The following is a 17193-nucleotide window of genomic DNA, read 5'->3' as shown; positions in this document are numbered from 1 at the left end:
TGGGAGGACAGACATGTCAGGAACCGCCGCTTCTTCGCCGAACAATCTCGATGCCTACTGGATGCCGTTCACGGCCAACCGCCAGTTCAAGGCCAACCCGCGGATGCTGGTCAGCGCGAAGGGCATGTATTACACGGACGCGCATGGCAAGCCGATTCTCGATGGCACGGCTGGCCTCTGGTGCTGCAACACCGGCCATTCGGACCGGCGCATCGTCGAGGCGGTCTCAAAACAGATCGCCGAGCTTGATTACGCCCCCTCCTTCCAGATGGGGCACCCGAAAGTGTTCGAGCTGGCGGCGCGGGTCACCGGCATGTTCCCGGCCGGGCTCGATCATATCTTCTTCACCAACTCCGGCTCCGAGTCGGTCGATACCGCGCTTAAAATCGCGCTCGCCTATCACCGCGCCCGCGGCGAGGGGACGCGCACCCGCCTGATCGGCCGGGAGCGGGGCTATCACGGCGTCGGTTTCGGCGGCATTTCGGTCGGCGGCATCGTCGCCAACCGGCGCACCTTCGGCACCATGCTGACGGGCGTCGATCACCTGCCGCACACCCATCTGCCGGAGAAAAATTCCTTCACCCGCGGCCAGCCCGAGCATGGGGCGGAGCTTGCCGATGAGCTGGAGCGGCTGGTGACGCTGCATGACGCCTCGACCATCGCCGCGGTGATCGTCGAGCCTGTCGCCGGCTCGACCGGCGTGCTGCTGCCGCCGAAGGGCTATCTCGAGCGCCTTCGCGCCATCTGCGACAAGCACGGCATCCTGCTGATTTTCGATGAGGTCATCACCGGATTCGGGCGGCTCGGCTCGCCCTTTGCGACCGATTTCTTCGGCGTGAAGCCCGATCTCGTCACTCTTGCGAAGGGGCTGACCAGCGGCACCATGCCGATGGGCGCCGTTGTTTGCAGCAGCGAGATCTATGACGCCTTCATGACCGGCCCGGACAATATGATCGAGCTGTTCCACGGCTACACCTATTCGGGCCATCCGGTCGCCGTCGCAGCGGGGCTTGCAACGCTCGACTGCTACAAGGAAGACAAGCTCTTTGAGCGCGCCGGAGAGATTTCCGCCTATTGGGAAGACGCCGTGCATTCGCTGAAAGGCCTGCCGCATGTGGTCGATCTTCGCAACCTCGGCCTTATCGGGGCGATCGAGCTGGAATCCCGGCCCGGCAAGCCGACGGCGCGCGCGTTCGAGGCTTTCCTCAAATGCTTCGAGAAGGGGCTGCTCATCCGCACGACCGGCGATATCATCGCGCTCTCGCCGCCGCTCATCGTCGAGAAGCAGCATATCGACGAGATGTTCGGCCTGCTCGCAGGCGTGCTGAAAGAACTCGACTGATCCTGCCGTTCTGATCTCGCTTTCCGCCGGAAGGGAAGCCTCTCCCGGCGGCTTGCGCCCGCGCTCTTTTCATTATCAAATTCGTAATGATAATGACTTGCATATGCAGGGAGATCGGTTTATGACTCCTTTTCCAGGGATTATTCCATAGAAGGAGATTTCATGCGCTTGATACATTCCGCGGCGTTTCTGGCGGCGGCATTCGCGGTGAGTGTGACGGCGACGCCCGCTCTCTCCGACGAAGTGAACCTTTATTCCTCGCGTCAGGAGAGCCTGATCCGGCCGATCCTCGACGAGTTCGAGAAAGATACCGGCATCAAGGTCAATGTCGTGTTCGCCAAGGAAGGCACGCTGGAGCGGCTGAAGGCGGAAGGCGACAACAGCCCTGCCGATGCGATCCTCACCGTCGATATCAGCCGCCTCGCCGCGCATAAGGAAGCGGGCGTGCTGCAGCCGATCTCGTCCGACGTGCTGGATAAAAACATCCCCGAGCATTTCCGCGATCCGGACGGTGAATGGTACGGCTTGTCGGCGCGGAGCCGCGTGATCTTCTATGCAAAAGACCGCGTCGATCCGTCCGAGCTTTCCACATACGAGGATCTCGCCGATCCGAAATGGAAGGACCGCATCTGCGTGCGCTCCTCCAGCAACGCCTATAACCAGTCGCTGCTCGCGGCCATGATCGTGCATGACGGCGCGGAAGCGGCGGAAAAATGGGCGAACGGCATCAAGGACAATCTCGCCCGCAAGCCGCAGGGCGGTGATCGGGATCAGCTCAAGGCGGTTGCGGCCGGGGAGTGCGATATCGCCATCGTCAACACCTACTATTACGGCGGCCTGCAGAATTCGAAAGACCCCGAAGAGGTTGCGGTGACAGAGAAGGTCGCGCTCTTCTGGCCGAACCAGGACGGGCGCGGCGCGCATGTCAATGTCTCGGGCGCCGGGGTGACGAAATCGGCAAAGAACAAGGATGCGGCGATCAGGCTGATCGAATATCTCTCCGAAGACAAGGCGCAGGAATTCTACGCCTCCACCAACTATGAATTCCCGGTAAAGGCCGATGTCGAGCTTGACGAGACGGTTGCCGGCTGGGGCGAGTTCAAGATGGATGAGGTCAGCCTCGGCAAGGTCGCCGATGCGCAGGCCGAAGCCGTCAAGATCTTCGACCGCGCCGGCTGGCGCTAAGCAAAACGGCGAAAATGAAAAGGGGCCTTCGGGCCCCTTTTTTGTTTCTGCGGGCCGTGTTTTAAGCGAACGCCCTGCGCAGCGCGGCGACGCCCTCATCGATGCAGTCGCGGGCCGCGTCGATCACCCCGCCGAGATTGATGAAGCCGTGGATCATGCCGCCGTAGTGGCTGTGCGTCGCGACGCTGCCCTCGCGGTTCATGCGCGCGGCATAGTCGATCGCCTCATCCTGCAGCGGGTCGAAGCCGGCCGTCTGGATAAGCGCGGGCGGCAGGTTCGCAAGGCTTGTCGCAAGCAGGGGCGACGCGCGCCAGTCCAGCCGATCCGCCGGGTTCTTGAGATAATGGCCCTGGAAATACTCCATCAGGTCGCGCGTCAGGAAATAGCCTTCTGCATATTTCTGATGCGAGGGCGTCGACATCTCCATTTTCGTCGCCGGATAGATCAGCCATTGAAAGCGGGGCGGGGCCTTCTTCTCATCGCGCGCGATCAGGGCGACCACCGCCGAGAGATTGCCGCCCGCGCTGTCGCCCGCAACGGCGATCCTCGCCGCATCGCCGCTATAGGCTTTGATATTCGCCTGCGTCCAGTCATAGGCCGCGACGGCATCCTCGACGGCGGCGGGGAAGGGATGCTCCGGCCCCATGCGATAGTCGACGGAGACGACGACGAACGGTCCCCCCTCGGCGATCAGGCGGCAGAGGCTGTCATGGGTGTCGCGGCTGCCGATGACCCAGCCGCCGCCGTGGTAATAGACCACCGTCGGCAGCACGCCCGTCATGCCCGTCGGCTGATAGATGCGAAGGGGAATGGCCCCGTTTGGCCCCGCAATATCGAGATCGATGCTGCGCCCGATCGGCACATCCTTGAATGTCAGCTTGGTGGCGCGATCTTCATAGGCCCTCTTGGCCTCCTCCGGCGTCAGCTTGTCAAGCGGCGGCTGACCGCTCTTTTCGGCAAGGTCAATCACCCATTGCGCCTGCGGATCCAACGTCATGTCTCTCCCTTATCCTCCCTGTTTCCTGGCGGCGCGAAACCTTTCCGCGCGCGCAGAGGTAGTTTAAGGATCAATGCAGGCGTTTGGGAAGCAGTTTTTCCATCAGCTCATCCAGCGTCATTTCCTCGTCAAAGCCGTAAGTTGCGGCAATGCGATCGATGATCCGCTGGAAAAATGTCTGGCGGTCGGCGCGCGGATGATACTGGCGCGCGCGGCGGTATTCCTCAAGCGTCGTGCGGAAGGCGGTATAGAGATAGGGCGGCAGGCCGGCGCGCTCGTAAAGCCGCTGGAAGCCGAGATAGCCCCGCTCGAAGGTGAGGGAGATCACGCGCTTTTTCGAAATCCCCGACGCATGGGAGAGGGCCGCGGCGAAGAAGGAGTGATTGTCGAGAATGAGCGTGCGCAGCATCAGCGTCGGCGAGAGCCGCCCCTCGCGGGCAAGGGCAAGGCACTGCTTCTTCTGCTCATAATCGGTCATCCGCCGCTCGAGGCTCTTGGCGAGGCTCTTCTCGCGCGCCGCAAGGATCTTGTGGACCGAGGTGGTATCCGTGACGGGATTGCGCTCGATCAGGATATCGCGATGCTCCTCGGTGATGAAATCGAGCAGCAGGGCGACCGTTTCGGCAGGCAGATACGGCCGCTCGACCAGCAGCCGCTGGATCGGATCGACATCGCCGAAGCGCCCCATGATATGCTGATAACCCGACTTGCCGATGATCGCCGTCTCATTCTCAAGGCAGACGCGGATCGCGGGATAGCAGCCATGCTCGGCGATCCAGCCGGTCGGCTTGAGGCCGAGATGGGCGCGCCCGGCAACGGCCGTCTGCTTGGCGTTGCTCGCGCTCTCAAGGACGAGAAGGAGATCCTCATCGCGGAGCGCGGGCGACTGTTCAACAACGGGGAGGGCGATCTCGTCATCATCGAGCGCGAGCTTGAGCGCGATGGCGTTTGAGAGAAATTCGCAACTTTTGACCGCCTCGGCGACGGTCTGGCGGACGGTGGCATCCTCGTCGGCGGCGAAATAGCCGACAACCGCCTCGGTCAGTTCCAGATCCTCGGCGGCCATTTCCTGCGCAGCGAAGCCTTGCGCGGCGGTGCGGGCGGCATTCAGCCGCGAGGGCGCCGGCATGGCAGAGAACATTGCGGCGATCCGCTCGCCGTGTAATGAAGTGTCAACCTGCATCCGCGTCATCAACCCGAACAAACAAACGCCAGTCTACGGCCGATAGGTTAATAGAAGGTAAGCGGCGGGGCGGGCGGGGCGCGGCCTCACGCGATGCCGCGAATTTCCCGGAACTGGCGCACGGCAAAGGAATCGGTCATGCCGGAGACGAAATCGGTGATATCGAGCAGCCAGTCATAGCGCGGGCGCGGGGCATCGGCGCCGTCGGGGAAGAGGGTCATCAGAACCTCCGAGCGCGGCGGCAGGGCGCTGCCCGTGCGGTGCGCCGTCTCGCGGTCGAGATTGGCCTCATAGAAGGCATCGAGGATCGTCGTCAATATCTCCGCGCCCGAAAGCTCGACGCGGATCCGTTCGGGATGGCGGTAGATCTCGCGCTGGCAGAGGGTGTGGATCTCTTTAAAGATATCGGCGCGCCGCGAGTGATCGAGCAGGTCGCCCTTGAAATTGCCGGCAAGGATCACCGCTTCATGATCTTTAAAAATATCCGAAACCTCGCCGATCAGCCGGCCGATGCATTTCGCCCGCAGATAGGAGATGCGCTCGGACGGCGCCTCCACCTCGTTATAGCGCTTCGGCGGGCTGCCGAGAATGCGGATCAGGATATCCTCGACCTCGTTGAAGCTGAGCCGGCCGAGCTTGAAGCCATCCTCGATATCGACGATGGTGTAGCAGATATCGTCCGCCGCCTCGACGAGATAGGCAAGCGGGTGGCGGCACCAGTAATCCTCGCTCCGCTTCAGGAGGCCGAGTTCGGCGGCGATCTCGCGGAACATCTCGATCTCCGACTGCATGACGCCGAATTTCTTGGCGCCGCTGTCGCCGGGCGCAAGCTCGCCGATGATCGAGGTGCGCGGATATTTCGTAAAGGCGCCAAGCGTCGCGTAGGTCAGCCGGAGGCCCCCGGAATTGCGCCAGTTCTGCAGCTTGGTGAGGACGCGAAAGCCCTGCGCGTTGCCCTCGAACATCTCGAAATCGCGGATCTGCGCCTCCGTCAGCCCATCGGCGCGGCACATCGCGTCCCGGCCCCTGGCGAACCAGTGGCGGATCACCTCTTCGCCGAAATGGCCGAACGGCGGGTTGCCGATATCATGGGCGAGGCAGGCGGCGGAGACGATATGGCCGAAGTCGGCGGGGGTGTAGTCGCTGCCCCTGAGATGGCGGTCGATGATGACCTGCCCGGCATTGGCGCCGAGCGAGCGGCCGACGGAGGCGACCTCCATCGAGTGGGTGAGGCGGGTGCGCACGTAATCGCTTTCGGCAAGGGTGTGGACCTGCGTCTTGTCCTGCAACCGCCGGAAGGCGGAGGAGAAGACGATACGGTCCTGGTCCTTGTGGAACGGGCTGCGCGAGGCGATGACCGGATCGTTATGATCCTGACCGAAGCGGCGCGTTGAAAGTAGTCGGGTCCAATCCATCATGGGATCAGGCTACGCTAAAACTGTTTACCATACTGTGAATATCTGTTGCCCGCGGGAAAATTCAACTGCCCCGGTGGCTTCGCGTGGTTACCCGCCCCAGCCGGGATAGGCCACGATGATGTCGGCGAGCCGTTTGCGGTTCCCCCGGTCCATGGCGCCGATGATCCGCGACAGGCTGCCGAGCCCTTCGCCGAACAGGCGATCCGCCGCCCCGCCGTCCCAGAGCGCGACGAGGACGGTCAGCATCCGCCGCTGCGCATGCGAGAGCTTAAGGCCGCCCGGGTCCTTGAGGTCGGCCGCAATGGCCGCAAGATCGGGGCGGAGGTCGTCGGGGCTTTCCGCCCGCTCGATCAACGCCGCCCCGCCCTCGAAATAGCGCTCGAGCTGGTTGTAGCCGATGGCGTCTTTAAGCAGCGTCAGAAAATGCTGTTCCGGCATCTCTCTTCCCCTTCCGCCCCGGCCAGCCCGCTCAGACGAGGCGCGAGCCGCGATCGGCCCAGTAGCGGTCCTTCAGGAGGCGCTTGTAGAGCTTGCCCGTCGGGTGACGCGGCAGCTCCGGGTCGAAATCGACCGAGCGCGGGCATTTGATATGGCTGATATGGCTGCGGCAGAAGTCGATCAACTCTTTCTCGAGCTCCGGCCCCGCAAGGCGCATGTCGATGGGCTGGACCACCGCCTTCACCTCCTCGCCGAAATCCTCGTTCGGTACGCCGATCACCGCCGCGTCATAGACCTTCGGGTGGGTGACGAGCAGGTCCTCGATCTCCTGCGGATAGATATTCACGCCGCCGGAGATGATCATATAGGTCTGCCGGTCGGTCAGATAGAGGAAGCGGTCCTTATCGAGATAGCCGACATCGCCGAGCGTGCTCCAGCCCTTCTCGTTGAAGCTTTCCGCCGTCCGCTCCGGGTCGTTGTGATAGGCGAACTCGCGCCCGCCCGAGAAATAGATGACGCCGATCTGCCCCGCCGGCAGCTCGTTGCCCTCCTCATCGAGGATATGCACCTCGCCCATCACCTCGCGCCCGACGGTGCCGGGATGGGCGAGCCATTCTTCGGGCGTCGCGGCGGTGTAGCCGTTGCCCTCGGTGCCGGCGTAATATTCATGCAGGATCGGCCCCCACCAGTCCATCATCTCGCGCTTGACCTTCTCCGGGCAGGGGGCGGCGGCGTGGATCGCGACTTCGAGCGAGCTCACATCATACTTCCGCCGCACCGCTTCGGGCAGCTTCAGCATCCGCACGAACATCGTCGGGACAAGCTGCGAGTGCGTCACGCGATATTTCTCGACGAGGCGCAGATACTCCTCCGCGTCGAAATTCTCCATAATGATGCTGGTGCCGCCCATGCGGTGAACGCGCATGTTATAGCGCATCGGCGCGGCGTGATAGATCGGCGCGGGCGAGAGATAAACCATCTTCTCCGAGCCGTTATAGCGCGTTCGCATGGTGTTGTAGAGGGTATCCTCGGTGCCGATCGGGCTGCCGATGACGGTCGGCTTGATGCCCTTCGGGCGGCCCGTCGTGCCCGAGGAATAGAGCATGTCGTTGCCTTCGCATTCATCGGCGATCGGCGTCGGCGGGAAGGCGGCGACGGCGTCTTCATAGGAGGCGTAGCCGTCAATCGTCCCGTCAACCATCAGCCGCGCTTCGAGCTTCGGCGTCCGCGCGATCAGCTCCGCCGCGAGATCGGCCTTCGCCTTCGAGGTGATGAAGATGCGCGCGCCGCAGTCATTGATGATATAGGCCGCCTCGTCCGCCGTCAGGCGCGAGGAGATACAGGTGAAATAAAGCCCCGCCCGCTGCGCCGCCCAGCAGACCTGGAAGAACTGCGGATTATTCTCCATCAGCAGCGCGATATGATCGCCGACTTTAAGGCCCTGGGCGCGGAAATACTGCGCCCCGCGGTTCGATGCCGCGTTCAGCTCCCCATACGTCACCGTCTTTCCGCTGCCCGCCATGATGATGGCCGGCTTGTCCCGCAATCTCTCGGCAAAGTCCCGAATATGCATTGAATCCCCGTTTATGCTTTTTCTAACGTCCGCCGGTCTTTCAGCCGGCTTTATTGCAAAGAATACCCGCCGCGATCAGCGCGTCAATCTCCGCCGCCGAGAGGCCCGCTTCGGCCATGATCTCGCGGTTATGTTGGCCGTGGTGCGGCGCCGGCAGGCGCGTCGTGCCGGGGGTTGCCGAAAACTGCACCGGGATGCCCGGGAATTTCAGCGCGCCCTCCGTCGGATGATCCATCGTCTGCCAGTAGCCGATGGCATTGAGATGCTCATCATCCATCAGGTCTTCCGTCCGGTTGATCTTGACCGCCGGGATGTTGGCGGCATCGAGATCCTTCATCCACTCGTCGGTGGTGCGCGTCCTGATGATCTCGGCGAGCTTGGCATAGACCACGTTGATATTGGCGAGCCGCGCCTCGATAGTGGCAAAGCGCGGATCCTGCATAACCTCCGGCTCGCCCGCCATCTCGAAAAACGCCCGCCAGTGCTTGTCGACGTAAGGAAGCACGCCGATCATGCCGTCCTTCGTCTCGTAAGGGCGGCGGTCCGGCGACATGGCGCGCGGATAGGTGACGGGCCCCATGGGCGGCACGAAATTGCCGCCGTAAAGATGCTCCAGCAGATGGAAATGCACCATCGTCTCGAACATCGGCACGTCGATCTCCTGCCCCTCGCCGGTGCGCTCGCGGTGGAAGAGCGCCATGGCGATGGCATAGACGGCGCTGAGGGCCGTCGCCTTGTCGGCAAGAACGGTCGGGATATAGCCCGGCCGCCCCATCACCGCCGATTGCGTCGCGGCAAGGCCGCTCACCCCCTGGATCATATCATCATAGGCGGGCTTGTTGGCGTAAGGCCCGTTCTGGCTGAAGCCATAGGCCCCGCAATAGATGATATCGGGGCGCACTTTGCACACCTCGTCATAGGTGAGGCCGAGCCGCCTGATGGCCGAGGGGCGCATATTGTGCAGGAACACATCGCAGGTGCCGAGCAGCTTCAGGAAGGCCGCGTGGCCTTCCCTAGACTTCAGATCGATGCCGAGCGCCCGCTTGTTGCGGTTGGCGGTGAGGTAAACGGCCGCCATCCCTTCCGAGCGGCGCGGCCCAAGATCGCGGGTGGTGTCCCCCTCCGGCCCTTCGACCTTGATCACATCGGCCCCCATGTCGCCGAGAATCTGGGCGGCGTAGGGGCCAAGCAGGACAGAGGTCAAATCGGCAATGCGAATGCCTGTAAGCGGGCCGTTCTTGGCTTTGCTCATGATACAATCCTTATGGGAAAAGCGCGCTTAGTAGGACTTCGGCATACCGAGCGCTTTTTCGGCGATATAGCAGAGGATGAGCTGCGGGCTGATCGGCGCGATGCGGCAGATCATGACTTCGCGCAACAGGCGCTCGACGGTGAATTCCTTGGCATATCCCATGCCGCCGTGGGTCATCACCGCCTGCGTGCAGGCCTTGAACCCGGCTTCGGCGCCAAGATATTTCGCGGAGTTGGCGTAAAGCCCGGCGTCCTGCCCCGAGTCATAGGCGAAGGCGCCGCGCATTGCCATCATATAGGCCGCTTCCAGCTCCATCCAGTTTTCCGCAAGCGGATGCTGGATCGCCTGGTTCATGCCGATCGGCCGGCCGAACACTTCACGCTCGCGCGCATATTGCGCGGCGCGGGCCAGCGCATTCTTGCCAATGCCGATGGCCTCCATGCCGATCAGAACGCGCTCTGGGTTGAGGCTGTGCAGGAGGTAATAGAAACCCTTGCCCTCTTCGCCGATCAGGTCCTCCTCGGGCACCTCGAGATTGTCGATAAACACCTCGTTGGAATCGACGGCCTTGCGGCCCATCTTCTCGATGACGCGGATATCCATCTTGGTGCGGTCGACATCGGTGAAGAAGAGCGAGAGGCCGTCCGTCGGCTTGCGGCATTTGTCCTTCGGTGTGGTGCGCGCGAGCAGCAGGATCTTGTCCGCTTCCTGGCCGGTCGTCGTCCAGATCTTGCGGCCGTTGACGAGATAGCCGGTCGCGGTTTTCTCGGCGCGGGTTTCGATCGCGGTGGTGTTGAGGCCGGCGTTCGGCTCGGTGACGCCAAAGCAGGTCTTCTTCTCGCCATTGATAAAGGCCGGCAGCCAGCGCTGCTTCTGCTCGTCCGTGCCGAAGACAACGATCGGGTGCGGCCCGAAGATATTGATATGGATCGCCGAGGCGGCCGACATCCCGCCCGGCGACTTGGCGACCTCATGCATCATCAGCGCGGCTTCGGTCAGGCCGAGGCCCGCCCCGCCATATTCTTCCGGCATGGTGATGCCGAGCCAGCCCGCTTTCGCCATGGCGGCATGAAAATCGAATGGGAATTCGCCCGTGCGGTCTCTCTCGCGCCAGTAATTATCATCAAAACGGGCGCAGAGCGCCGCGACATTCTCAATGATGGCCTGCTGTTCATCGGTCAGCGTGAAGTCCATTTATTTTCTTCCTTGTTATTCTTTTTTGCTATTCTCAGGAGCCGGACAGGGGCCCGCTCGCGCCAGTCTAGCGTGTTTGCGCGGGCCAGACAATCCAAAGCACGGGAAAGCCGTAAAGAAATGCGCGCGATACGGAGACGGCTCCGGGCGCGGCGGAAGGCGTCGGCGCGGGACCGCGGGCGGGGGCGATGCGATCAATCGCCCAGCGTGACGGCGCGGCGTTCCCATGCCGGGCGTCGGGATCTCGGCGGGGATATTTCAATACTACCTTAAATAGTTGACAAATACCCATCAAAGCGCTAGAATTATGGCTTCACGAACCAATGGCCATTTTCATTAAATTCACCCTTAGATTGATAGAATTTTGCAATTAATCCGCTCCTTTTCAACCCCAGCACTGAATAAACATTATTGCTACCACCCCGAATTTTCACAAAACGGATTGAAGACCCTTTAAAGACCCGAAATTTAAACTCCAAATTCTGTTCATGTTGATCGCTGATTCTGCGCGTTCTGATTATCCTGTTATTTGGCGGCGGCGGCGGGTAAGCTTGGCGGCATCACGTTGATATTCTGATGCTGCCCGATTGTGTCGCCCCATGGTTTCTTCGCCCCCCTCGGTCATTCTTGTCGCCCACGGTTCCGGCATCTCCCGGGATGCGGAGGCGGCGGCGCTGGAGCATGCCCGCTCGCTTCGCGAAAGCGGCAGATATGGCCAGGTGGAGGTCTGCTTTCTCTCCCGCGCGGAGGAGACGGCGCCGCCCGTGCCGCCGGGCGATGTGTTCCTTGTGCCGCTTTTCATGAGCAGCGGCTATTTCGTCGCCACGCGCATTCCGGCGCTCTTCGGCCTTGAGGGGCGTCTCCGCGTCGGGGCGGCGGGCCGCGTATTCCTCTGCGATGCGCTCGGCGAGGATCCGGCGCTCGCCGATATCCTGTCCATGGTCGGGCGGGAGGCGGCGGCGGAGATGGGGGCGGGCGCGGCGGCGGCGCATCTGCTGTTCGTCGCGCATGGCTCCGGAAAGTCACCCGCCTCGCGCCTCGCGGCGGAGCGTCACCGCCAGGCGCTGGAGGCGCGGCGCGAATTTGCCGCCGTCTCGCTTGCGTTTCTGAGTGAGCCGCCCTATCTCGCCGACTGGCTGCGGGCGGAGGGCGACGCTGCGGGGCCGCTCGTCGTCGTCGGGCTTTTTTCCGCCGACGGGCCGCATGCCGCTGTTGATGTGCCGGAGATTTTGCATATATGGCAAAGGGAAACGGGGGCGCGGCGCAGGGTGCAGTATACCGGCGCCATCGGCCCGCGCCCGGAAATTGCCGGCCTCATCGAACGGAGTATTGCCCGCACGCGCCGGCGCTTCGACTGAGGGGATAAACTGCGGGGAGGGCGGCGCCCGTAAATCGCTACAGACAGCGCCGTCATGATCTGATAAAAAACCCGTCGACAGACTGGTTCGAGATCCGCTTTGGGTCCGGGCCGCAAGATTAGGAAGGAATGAGGTTCCTGTAGGATGAATGATCGCAAGCCACACCGGGCCGTTCGGAAAAATATTTCGGCGACCGTAAAATTTTTTGATGAAGCAAAGGGATTCGGCTTCGTTTCCCCCGCAGACGGATCGCCGGACGCGTTCGTTCATATCTCGGTCCTGCACAACACCTCCTATAATGAACTGCGCGAGGGGATGCAGATCGTTTGCGACCTCGCCGATGGTGATCGCGGCCAGCAGGTCGTCGCCATTCACGAGCCGACGGAGGATCAGGCGGCGGATGCGCCGGACGAGTTTGAGATCGCCGGCGTTGTGACGACATATGTGCCGGAACATAAATACGGTTTCGTCACGCCCGACGGCGGCGGCGAGGATGTGTTCATTCACGTCAAGATGCTGGAACGCTCAGATATCGATCCGGCGGATGTGAAGCTGAAAAGCCGGGTCAAATGCGTTGTCCGGATGGGAGTGAAAGGGCCGATCGCCGATTCGCTCGAACTCCTCTAGCCGGCGCGGAGGAAGTATGACCAGAACAGAAACCCTGCGGGTACAGCGCTACCTGCGTGAAAAATTCGACAACGACACCTTCCAGGTGAGAGAAAGACGCCCCTCCGACGGCACCGCCGAGGTGCTGCTCGGGGACGAATTTATCGGCGTTGTCTATCGTGACGAGGATGAGGGCGAGGTCTCCTTCGCCTTCCACATGACCATCCTCGACATGGATTTGCCGTCCACGTCCTGAGGGCGCTCGTCGCGGGTATCTATCTTCTTTTCCGCCATTTGAGATGAGAAGAGGCGGGGCAGGCGCGCTTTTAGCCTGCATCGCGCCCGCCTCCGCGCCCCGGATAAGCATTTTGTTAACGCTTGGCGCGTAGCCTTGCGGTCATGTCCGGACGTTTTTATGCCCTTCTTTTCGCCTGCCTGCTGATTTTTCTCGCCAGCGCCGCGCCGCTGCGTGCGGGCGGCAGCGCCATGATCGAGCTTGAAATTCTCGGCGATGCCGGCGTCGGCTTCGCGGGCGACTGCCGGCTTTCCTCCGGCAAGCTGCCCGAGCGGCGCTATCGCCTGAACGGCACGGCGCCCGCCAAATACTGGCTGCCGGGCGATGCGGTGCGCTGCAGCTTCAGCAAGACGGCCGGCCCGATGCGCGGGCTGACGGCCCGCATCACCCGCGAGGGACGGATCGAAATGGAGCAGGCGAGCCCGCCGCCCTTTCGCTGGCTGACGATTACCAGCACCGGCCCGTGGGGCGAGCCGCAGGGCGTGGCAAGCGCCGCGCGCCCGCTCTGGCAATAAGCCGCGCCGCGCAACTCTCCTTTATTCGCGATATTTTCAGGTGACCGGATGGCCCGCCAGCAGGCTGCCGTCCGCGGCGCAGTGGCTATGCTCGATCTGCACGGTCGCGTGATCGATGCCGAACTCCGAGAGCAGGAAGGCATTGAGCGCCCGCAAGGTCCGCTGCGGCTCGGCCGCCGGGTCGATCTCCACATGCATGGTCAGCAGCGGCTTTTCGGCGGTCAGCGACCAGATATGCATATGATGCACGCCCCTCACCTCGGGATGATAGGCGAGGAGCTTGTCGCGGATCAGCTCGGTATCGAGATGCTCGGGCGTCCCTTCGAGCAGGATATGGCCGGAGCGACGAACGAGCGAGAAGGCGCTTTTGAGGATAATCAGCGCGACCAGGATCGAGAGCAGCGGATCGGCCGCCATCCAGCCCGTCAGCATGATGACAACGGCCGCAACGATCGCCGCGACGGAGCCGAGCAGGTCGCCCATCACATGCAGGAGCGCGCCCTGCATATTGACATTTTCCCGATCACCGCGGTGCAGGAGATAGAAGCCGAGCGCGTTAATGAGGAGGCCGCCGCAGGCGACAGCCAGCATCAGCCCGCCCATCACCTCGGACGGGGTGATGAGGCGCGTTACCGCCTCGAAGAGGATCCAGGCGGCGATAAAGAAGAGGCTGAGGCCGTTGGTGAAGGCGGCAAGGATCTGGAAGCGGTGATAGCCGTAGCTGCGCCGGGCATCGGCCGGGCGCGAGGCGAGGCGGAAGGCGAACCAGGCGAGCGCGAGGGCGGCGGTATCGGAGAGCATATGCCCCGCATCGGCGAGCAGCGCGAGGGACCCCGCCGCGAGGCCGCCCGCGACCTGCAGGACGAGATAGCCGCCGGTCAGCCACATCACGAGGAAGAGCCGCCGCTCGCTGTCCGCGGTCACGGTCGGCGTGTGATCATGCGCGTGCCCCGGCCCGTGGTCGTGAGCATCGCCGTGGGGATGAAAATGCGCCATATATTATGCTTTACTTTGCTTCCTCAAAGTAAACATATGAGTGTTCGCGCCGCTCTGCAACCGCATCGTCAACTGCCTCGTCAGGGGCCGCGCCAAAGATCCTGAAATTAAGGCGATTCAAGGCCCGTCGGCGCTCCGGCAGGGCGTGCGGGCGAAATGGCGGCCGCCCCATCCCGGGCGCTCATCTGTCATGCCTAAGAATGTATCATTTACGCAACATCTGTGTGAAAAAAATCACCGTAACCGGGGGATAATGGGGCTCGGACTGCTGAAAATCTGCCTTTCCGGTGCCTTCGGCGTATATATATTCTGCAATATTGGACGGAGGCTGCCGCATTTACGACAATTTTGCCTCGTAGTTTTCGTCAAGTATTTGCACTATAGGTGTTGAAATCACCCGGAAGTCCTCTATTTCGGACATTGATTGCAATTCCTGTTGTTTGCAATATTGCTACGTACTAGTATTAACCGAACCTGATGCGAATCCCATCGCGTCACAAACAAAGGGTTGAGGGGAAGATTATGAAAAACACATTTAGGTTCGCGGTTGTCGGTGCTACGTCGCTCGTGCTCGCAGCTTGCGGTATGAAGTTGGAACAGGCGGAGAAGGTGACTCCGACCGGCACCGAATTCCAGCAGGCGCTCTATGCGAACTACATCGACCTTGCAAAATATGAATATTCGGGCGGTGACTATCGTGACTCCGACCGGTATGCCGAGCGGGCAATGGCAGTTGCGCGCGGCGAAACGGTTGAGCCTTACAAACCCGAAGAATGGAAACTTCCGGCAGACCGGGAGCCGGTCCTCGTAAGCGCACGCGAGCGCCTGATGGCCGCCCTGAATGCCGGCGCTGCCGATAAAATGCCGCTGCAGGCCGCCAAAGCTCAGTCCAGCTTTGATTGCTGGGTCGAGCAGCAGGAAGAAAACTTCCAGCCCGAAGACATCGCGGCCTGCCGTGATGCCTTTGTTCTTGCCATGGAAGGCATTGAAACCGGTCTCGCTCCGGTTGTGACCGAAGAGAAGGTTGTCGTCATCGAGAAGAAGCAGGAGATGATCGCTCCGAAGTCCTTCGAAGTGAACTTCGACTTTGACTCCTCAACGCCGCTTCCGGGTTCCGAAGCTGAGGTTCGTGCAGCTACCGACTATATGAAGACGCTGAACAACCCGCAGATCACCATTGCCGGTTACACCGACACGGTCGGTACCGTTGAATATAACGACAAGCTCGGCGAGCGCCGTGCCGAAGCCGTTGCCTTCATGGGCATGGATATGGGCATGGAAGCAAACCGCATCATCATGCGCTCTTACGGCAAGAAGGACCTGAAGGTCCAGACGGCTGACGGTGTCCGGAACGCTGCGAACCGCCGCGTTGTGATTACCGTCGAAGAGAAATAATCACGATGCACTGAAAGAAGACGGGGTGGCCAACGCCCCGTCTTTTTTTGTGCCTTTTCACGAGGATTTCGAGATGAAGAAAATTGCTCTTTTCGCGCTTCTTCCGATGCTCGCGTTCGGTCTTGCCGCCTGCGAGCCCGAGGTTGGCAGCAAGGAATGGTGCCAGGCCATGAAGGAAAAGCCGAAAGCGGACTGGTCGGTGAATGAAGCCGCCGATTTCGCCAAGAACTGCGTGCTGACGTCCGAATAGGTTTTTGAGCATTGCGACATGCGCCGGGGCCCCTCCGGCGCATTTTTTTATGGCGAGCGGCGGGCCACTCTGCTACATCCGAACGAGGTGGACGGGTCCCGTAGCTCATCAGGATAGAGCGCAAGATTCCTAATCTTGAGGTAACAGGTTCGAGTCCTGTCGGGATCGCCACCTTGCGCGTCCCGCCCGCGCCGGACGCGCAGGCGTCTATTTTCCCCTTGGCTCAGATATGCTTGCGGATCGGCGGCAGCTCGACGAAGTTGCCGGGGCGCTTCTCGGCGTTGGCCTGCATGGCCTCGAAAATCTCCTCCCGCTGCAGCATGCTCGCGTTCCAGATGCCGATATAGTCGAGCCCGTCGGCGACGCTGTGATCGCGGGCGTAGTTCATCATCCGCTTGCAGCCCATAACGGCGAGCGGCGCCTTGCTGGCGATCTCTGCCGCGATCTCCATGACGCCCGCCAGCATCTCCGCATGGCTTTTATAGACGCGGTTGACGAGCCCGACCTCGCGCGCCTCCGCCGCCGCCATGCGCCGCCCGGTGTAGGCGAGCTCGCGCGCGATGCCGTCGGGGATCAGCTTCGAGAGACGCGGGAAGGTGCCGACATCGGCCGTCATGGCGATATTGGTCTCGAAAATCGTGATAAAGGCATCCTCCGTCGCATAGCGCATGTCGCAGGCGGTAATCAAATCGACGCCGCCGCCGATGCAGCCGCCCTGGATCGCGGCAAGGACCGGCAGGCGGCATTCCTCAAGCGCGGTGAAGGATTGCTGCATATTCTTGATGATGCCGTAGAAATCTGCGCCTGCCGTGATGCGCGCGGCGCGTTTTGCCGCCGGATCCGTGATCTCCGCCTGCTGGAAGGAGCTGACATCGAGGCCCGAGCTGAAATGCGGCCCGGTCGAGGAGAGGACGATCACCCGCGCCTTTGCGTTCTCGTCGATATCGCGGACGATCTCGGGCAGCTCGCGCCAGAAGGCGGGGATCATGCTGTTGCGCTTCTCCGGCCGGTTCAGGATGATATGGGCGATTTTCTTGTCGATTTGAACGTCGAAACAGCTGTGGCTCACGGATACCTCTCCCTTGTTGTTGCGGCGCGGGTGATCGCGGCCGGAGTTATCTTACGGCGGGCGGGGGCGAGTTTCAAACAACTTAACGCCTGCGCGAAACCCTTTGCGCGCTCCGCCAAAATAGGCA

17 protein-coding genes and 1 tRNA gene are annotated in these 17193 nt (G+C 61.8%); 9 read left to right on the top strand and 9 right to left on the bottom strand.

Annotated features, from left to right (window positions below):
* Window positions 1-13 precede the first annotated feature (13 nt).
* Both V7Z56_RS03680 and V7Z56_RS03675 read left to right on the top strand, forming a co-directional pair.
* Entirely contained in the window at window positions 14-1342 is a 1329-nt protein-coding gene (locus V7Z56_RS03680) for an aspartate aminotransferase family protein (protein ID WP_334128002.1), read from the top strand.
* A 162-nt stretch (window positions 1343-1504) separates the two neighbouring features.
* The gene (locus tag V7Z56_RS03675) at window positions 1505-2527 is read left to right on the top strand and encodes a Fe(3+) ABC transporter substrate-binding protein (protein WP_334128001.1); all 1023 of its coding nucleotides are present in this window, start codon (window positions 1505-1507) and stop codon (window positions 2525-2527) included.
* Window positions 2528-2588: 61 nt separating this feature from the next.
* Here V7Z56_RS03675 and V7Z56_RS03670 read toward each other — a convergent pair whose 3' ends face one another.
* The 7 genes from V7Z56_RS03670 to V7Z56_RS03640 form a co-directional block, all read right to left on the bottom strand.
* On the bottom strand, window positions 2589-3524 hold the full coding sequence (locus tag V7Z56_RS03670) for an alpha/beta hydrolase (RefSeq protein ID WP_334128000.1): 936 nt from the start codon (window positions 3522-3524) through the stop codon (window positions 2589-2591).
* A 70-nt stretch (window positions 3525-3594) separates the two neighbouring features.
* Window positions 3595-4707: a DUF2336 domain-containing protein gene (locus V7Z56_RS03665; RefSeq protein ID WP_334127999.1), complete on the bottom strand. Its 1113-nt coding sequence runs from the start codon at window positions 4705-4707 to the stop codon at window positions 3595-3597.
* A gap of 86 nt (window positions 4708-4793) precedes the next feature.
* The gene (locus V7Z56_RS03660) at window positions 4794-6122 is read right to left on the bottom strand and encodes a deoxyguanosinetriphosphate triphosphohydrolase (RefSeq protein WP_334127998.1); all 1329 of its coding nucleotides are present in this window, start codon (window positions 6120-6122) and stop codon (window positions 4794-4796) included.
* 90 nt (window positions 6123-6212) lie between these two features.
* Window positions 6213-6563 (bottom strand): hypothetical protein, encoded by a 351-nt coding sequence (locus V7Z56_RS03655; protein WP_334127997.1) that lies wholly within the window; start codon window positions 6561-6563, stop codon window positions 6213-6215.
* A 31-nt stretch (window positions 6564-6594) separates the two neighbouring features.
* A complete protein-coding gene (locus V7Z56_RS03650; protein WP_334127996.1) occupies window positions 6595-8136 on the bottom strand; it encodes an AMP-binding protein in 1542 nt (513 codons plus the stop codon).
* A gap of 40 nt (window positions 8137-8176) precedes the next feature.
* A complete protein-coding gene (locus V7Z56_RS03645; protein WP_334127995.1) occupies window positions 8177-9388 on the bottom strand; it encodes a CaiB/BaiF CoA transferase family protein in 1212 nt (403 codons plus the stop codon).
* 27 nt (window positions 9389-9415) lie between these two features.
* Window positions 9416-10582 (bottom strand): acyl-CoA dehydrogenase family protein, encoded by a 1167-nt coding sequence (locus tag V7Z56_RS03640; RefSeq protein ID WP_334127994.1) that lies wholly within the window; start codon window positions 10580-10582, stop codon window positions 9416-9418.
* A 599-nt stretch (window positions 10583-11181) separates the two neighbouring features.
* Between V7Z56_RS03640 and V7Z56_RS03635 the strand changes: the two genes are divergently transcribed.
* The 4 genes from V7Z56_RS03635 (at window position 11182) to V7Z56_RS03615 (ending at window position 13356) form a co-directional block, all read left to right on the top strand.
* Window positions 11182-11940 carry a CbiX/SirB N-terminal domain-containing protein gene (locus V7Z56_RS03635; protein ID WP_334127993.1) on the top strand — a complete coding sequence of 253 codons (759 nt, stop codon included), beginning with the start codon at window positions 11182-11184 and terminating at the stop codon, window positions 11938-11940.
* A 144-nt stretch (window positions 11941-12084) separates the two neighbouring features.
* Entirely contained in the window at window positions 12085-12567 is a 483-nt protein-coding gene (locus V7Z56_RS15660) for a cold-shock protein (protein ID WP_443023741.1), read from the top strand.
* Between the two features lie 16 nt (window positions 12568-12583).
* On the top strand, window positions 12584-12802 hold the full coding sequence (locus V7Z56_RS03620) for a DUF3126 family protein (protein WP_334127992.1): 219 nt from the start codon (window positions 12584-12586) through the stop codon (window positions 12800-12802).
* 143 nt (window positions 12803-12945) lie between these two features.
* Window positions 12946-13356 carry a hypothetical protein gene (locus V7Z56_RS03615; protein ID WP_334127991.1) on the top strand — a complete coding sequence of 137 codons (411 nt, stop codon included), beginning with the start codon at window positions 12946-12948 and terminating at the stop codon, window positions 13354-13356.
* A gap of 36 nt (window positions 13357-13392) precedes the next feature.
* Here V7Z56_RS03615 and V7Z56_RS03610 read toward each other — a convergent pair whose 3' ends face one another.
* Window positions 13393-14352: a cation diffusion facilitator family transporter gene (locus V7Z56_RS03610; RefSeq protein ID WP_334127990.1), complete on the bottom strand. Its 960-nt coding sequence runs from the start codon at window positions 14350-14352 to the stop codon at window positions 13393-13395.
* A 522-nt stretch (window positions 14353-14874) separates the two neighbouring features.
* Here V7Z56_RS03610 and V7Z56_RS03605 point away from each other — a divergent pair.
* From V7Z56_RS03605 to V7Z56_RS03595, 3 genes are all read left to right on the top strand, one after another.
* The gene (locus V7Z56_RS03605) at window positions 14875-15747 is read left to right on the top strand and encodes an OmpA family protein (protein WP_334127989.1); all 873 of its coding nucleotides are present in this window, start codon (window positions 14875-14877) and stop codon (window positions 15745-15747) included.
* Between the two features lie 73 nt (window positions 15748-15820).
* On the top strand, window positions 15821-15997 hold the full coding sequence (locus V7Z56_RS03600) for a DUF3012 domain-containing protein (protein WP_334127987.1): 177 nt from the start codon (window positions 15821-15823) through the stop codon (window positions 15995-15997).
* Between the two features lie 94 nt (window positions 15998-16091).
* Window positions 16092-16168 (top strand) — tRNA-Arg (locus tag V7Z56_RS03595).
* A 52-nt stretch (window positions 16169-16220) separates the two neighbouring features.
* Here V7Z56_RS03595 and V7Z56_RS03590 read toward each other — a convergent pair.
* Window positions 16221-17066 (bottom strand): crotonase/enoyl-CoA hydratase family protein, encoded by an 846-nt coding sequence (locus V7Z56_RS03590; RefSeq protein WP_334127986.1) that lies wholly within the window; start codon window positions 17064-17066, stop codon window positions 16221-16223.
* Window positions 17067-17193 lie beyond the last annotated feature (127 nt).

Source organism: Sneathiella sp., assembly GCF_036844445.1.
GTDB lineage: Bacteria > Pseudomonadota > Alphaproteobacteria > Sneathiellales > Sneathiellaceae > Sneathiella.
The sequence above is the reverse complement of the archived record's forward strand: the minus strand, read 5'-3'. Positions and strand labels throughout refer to the sequence as shown.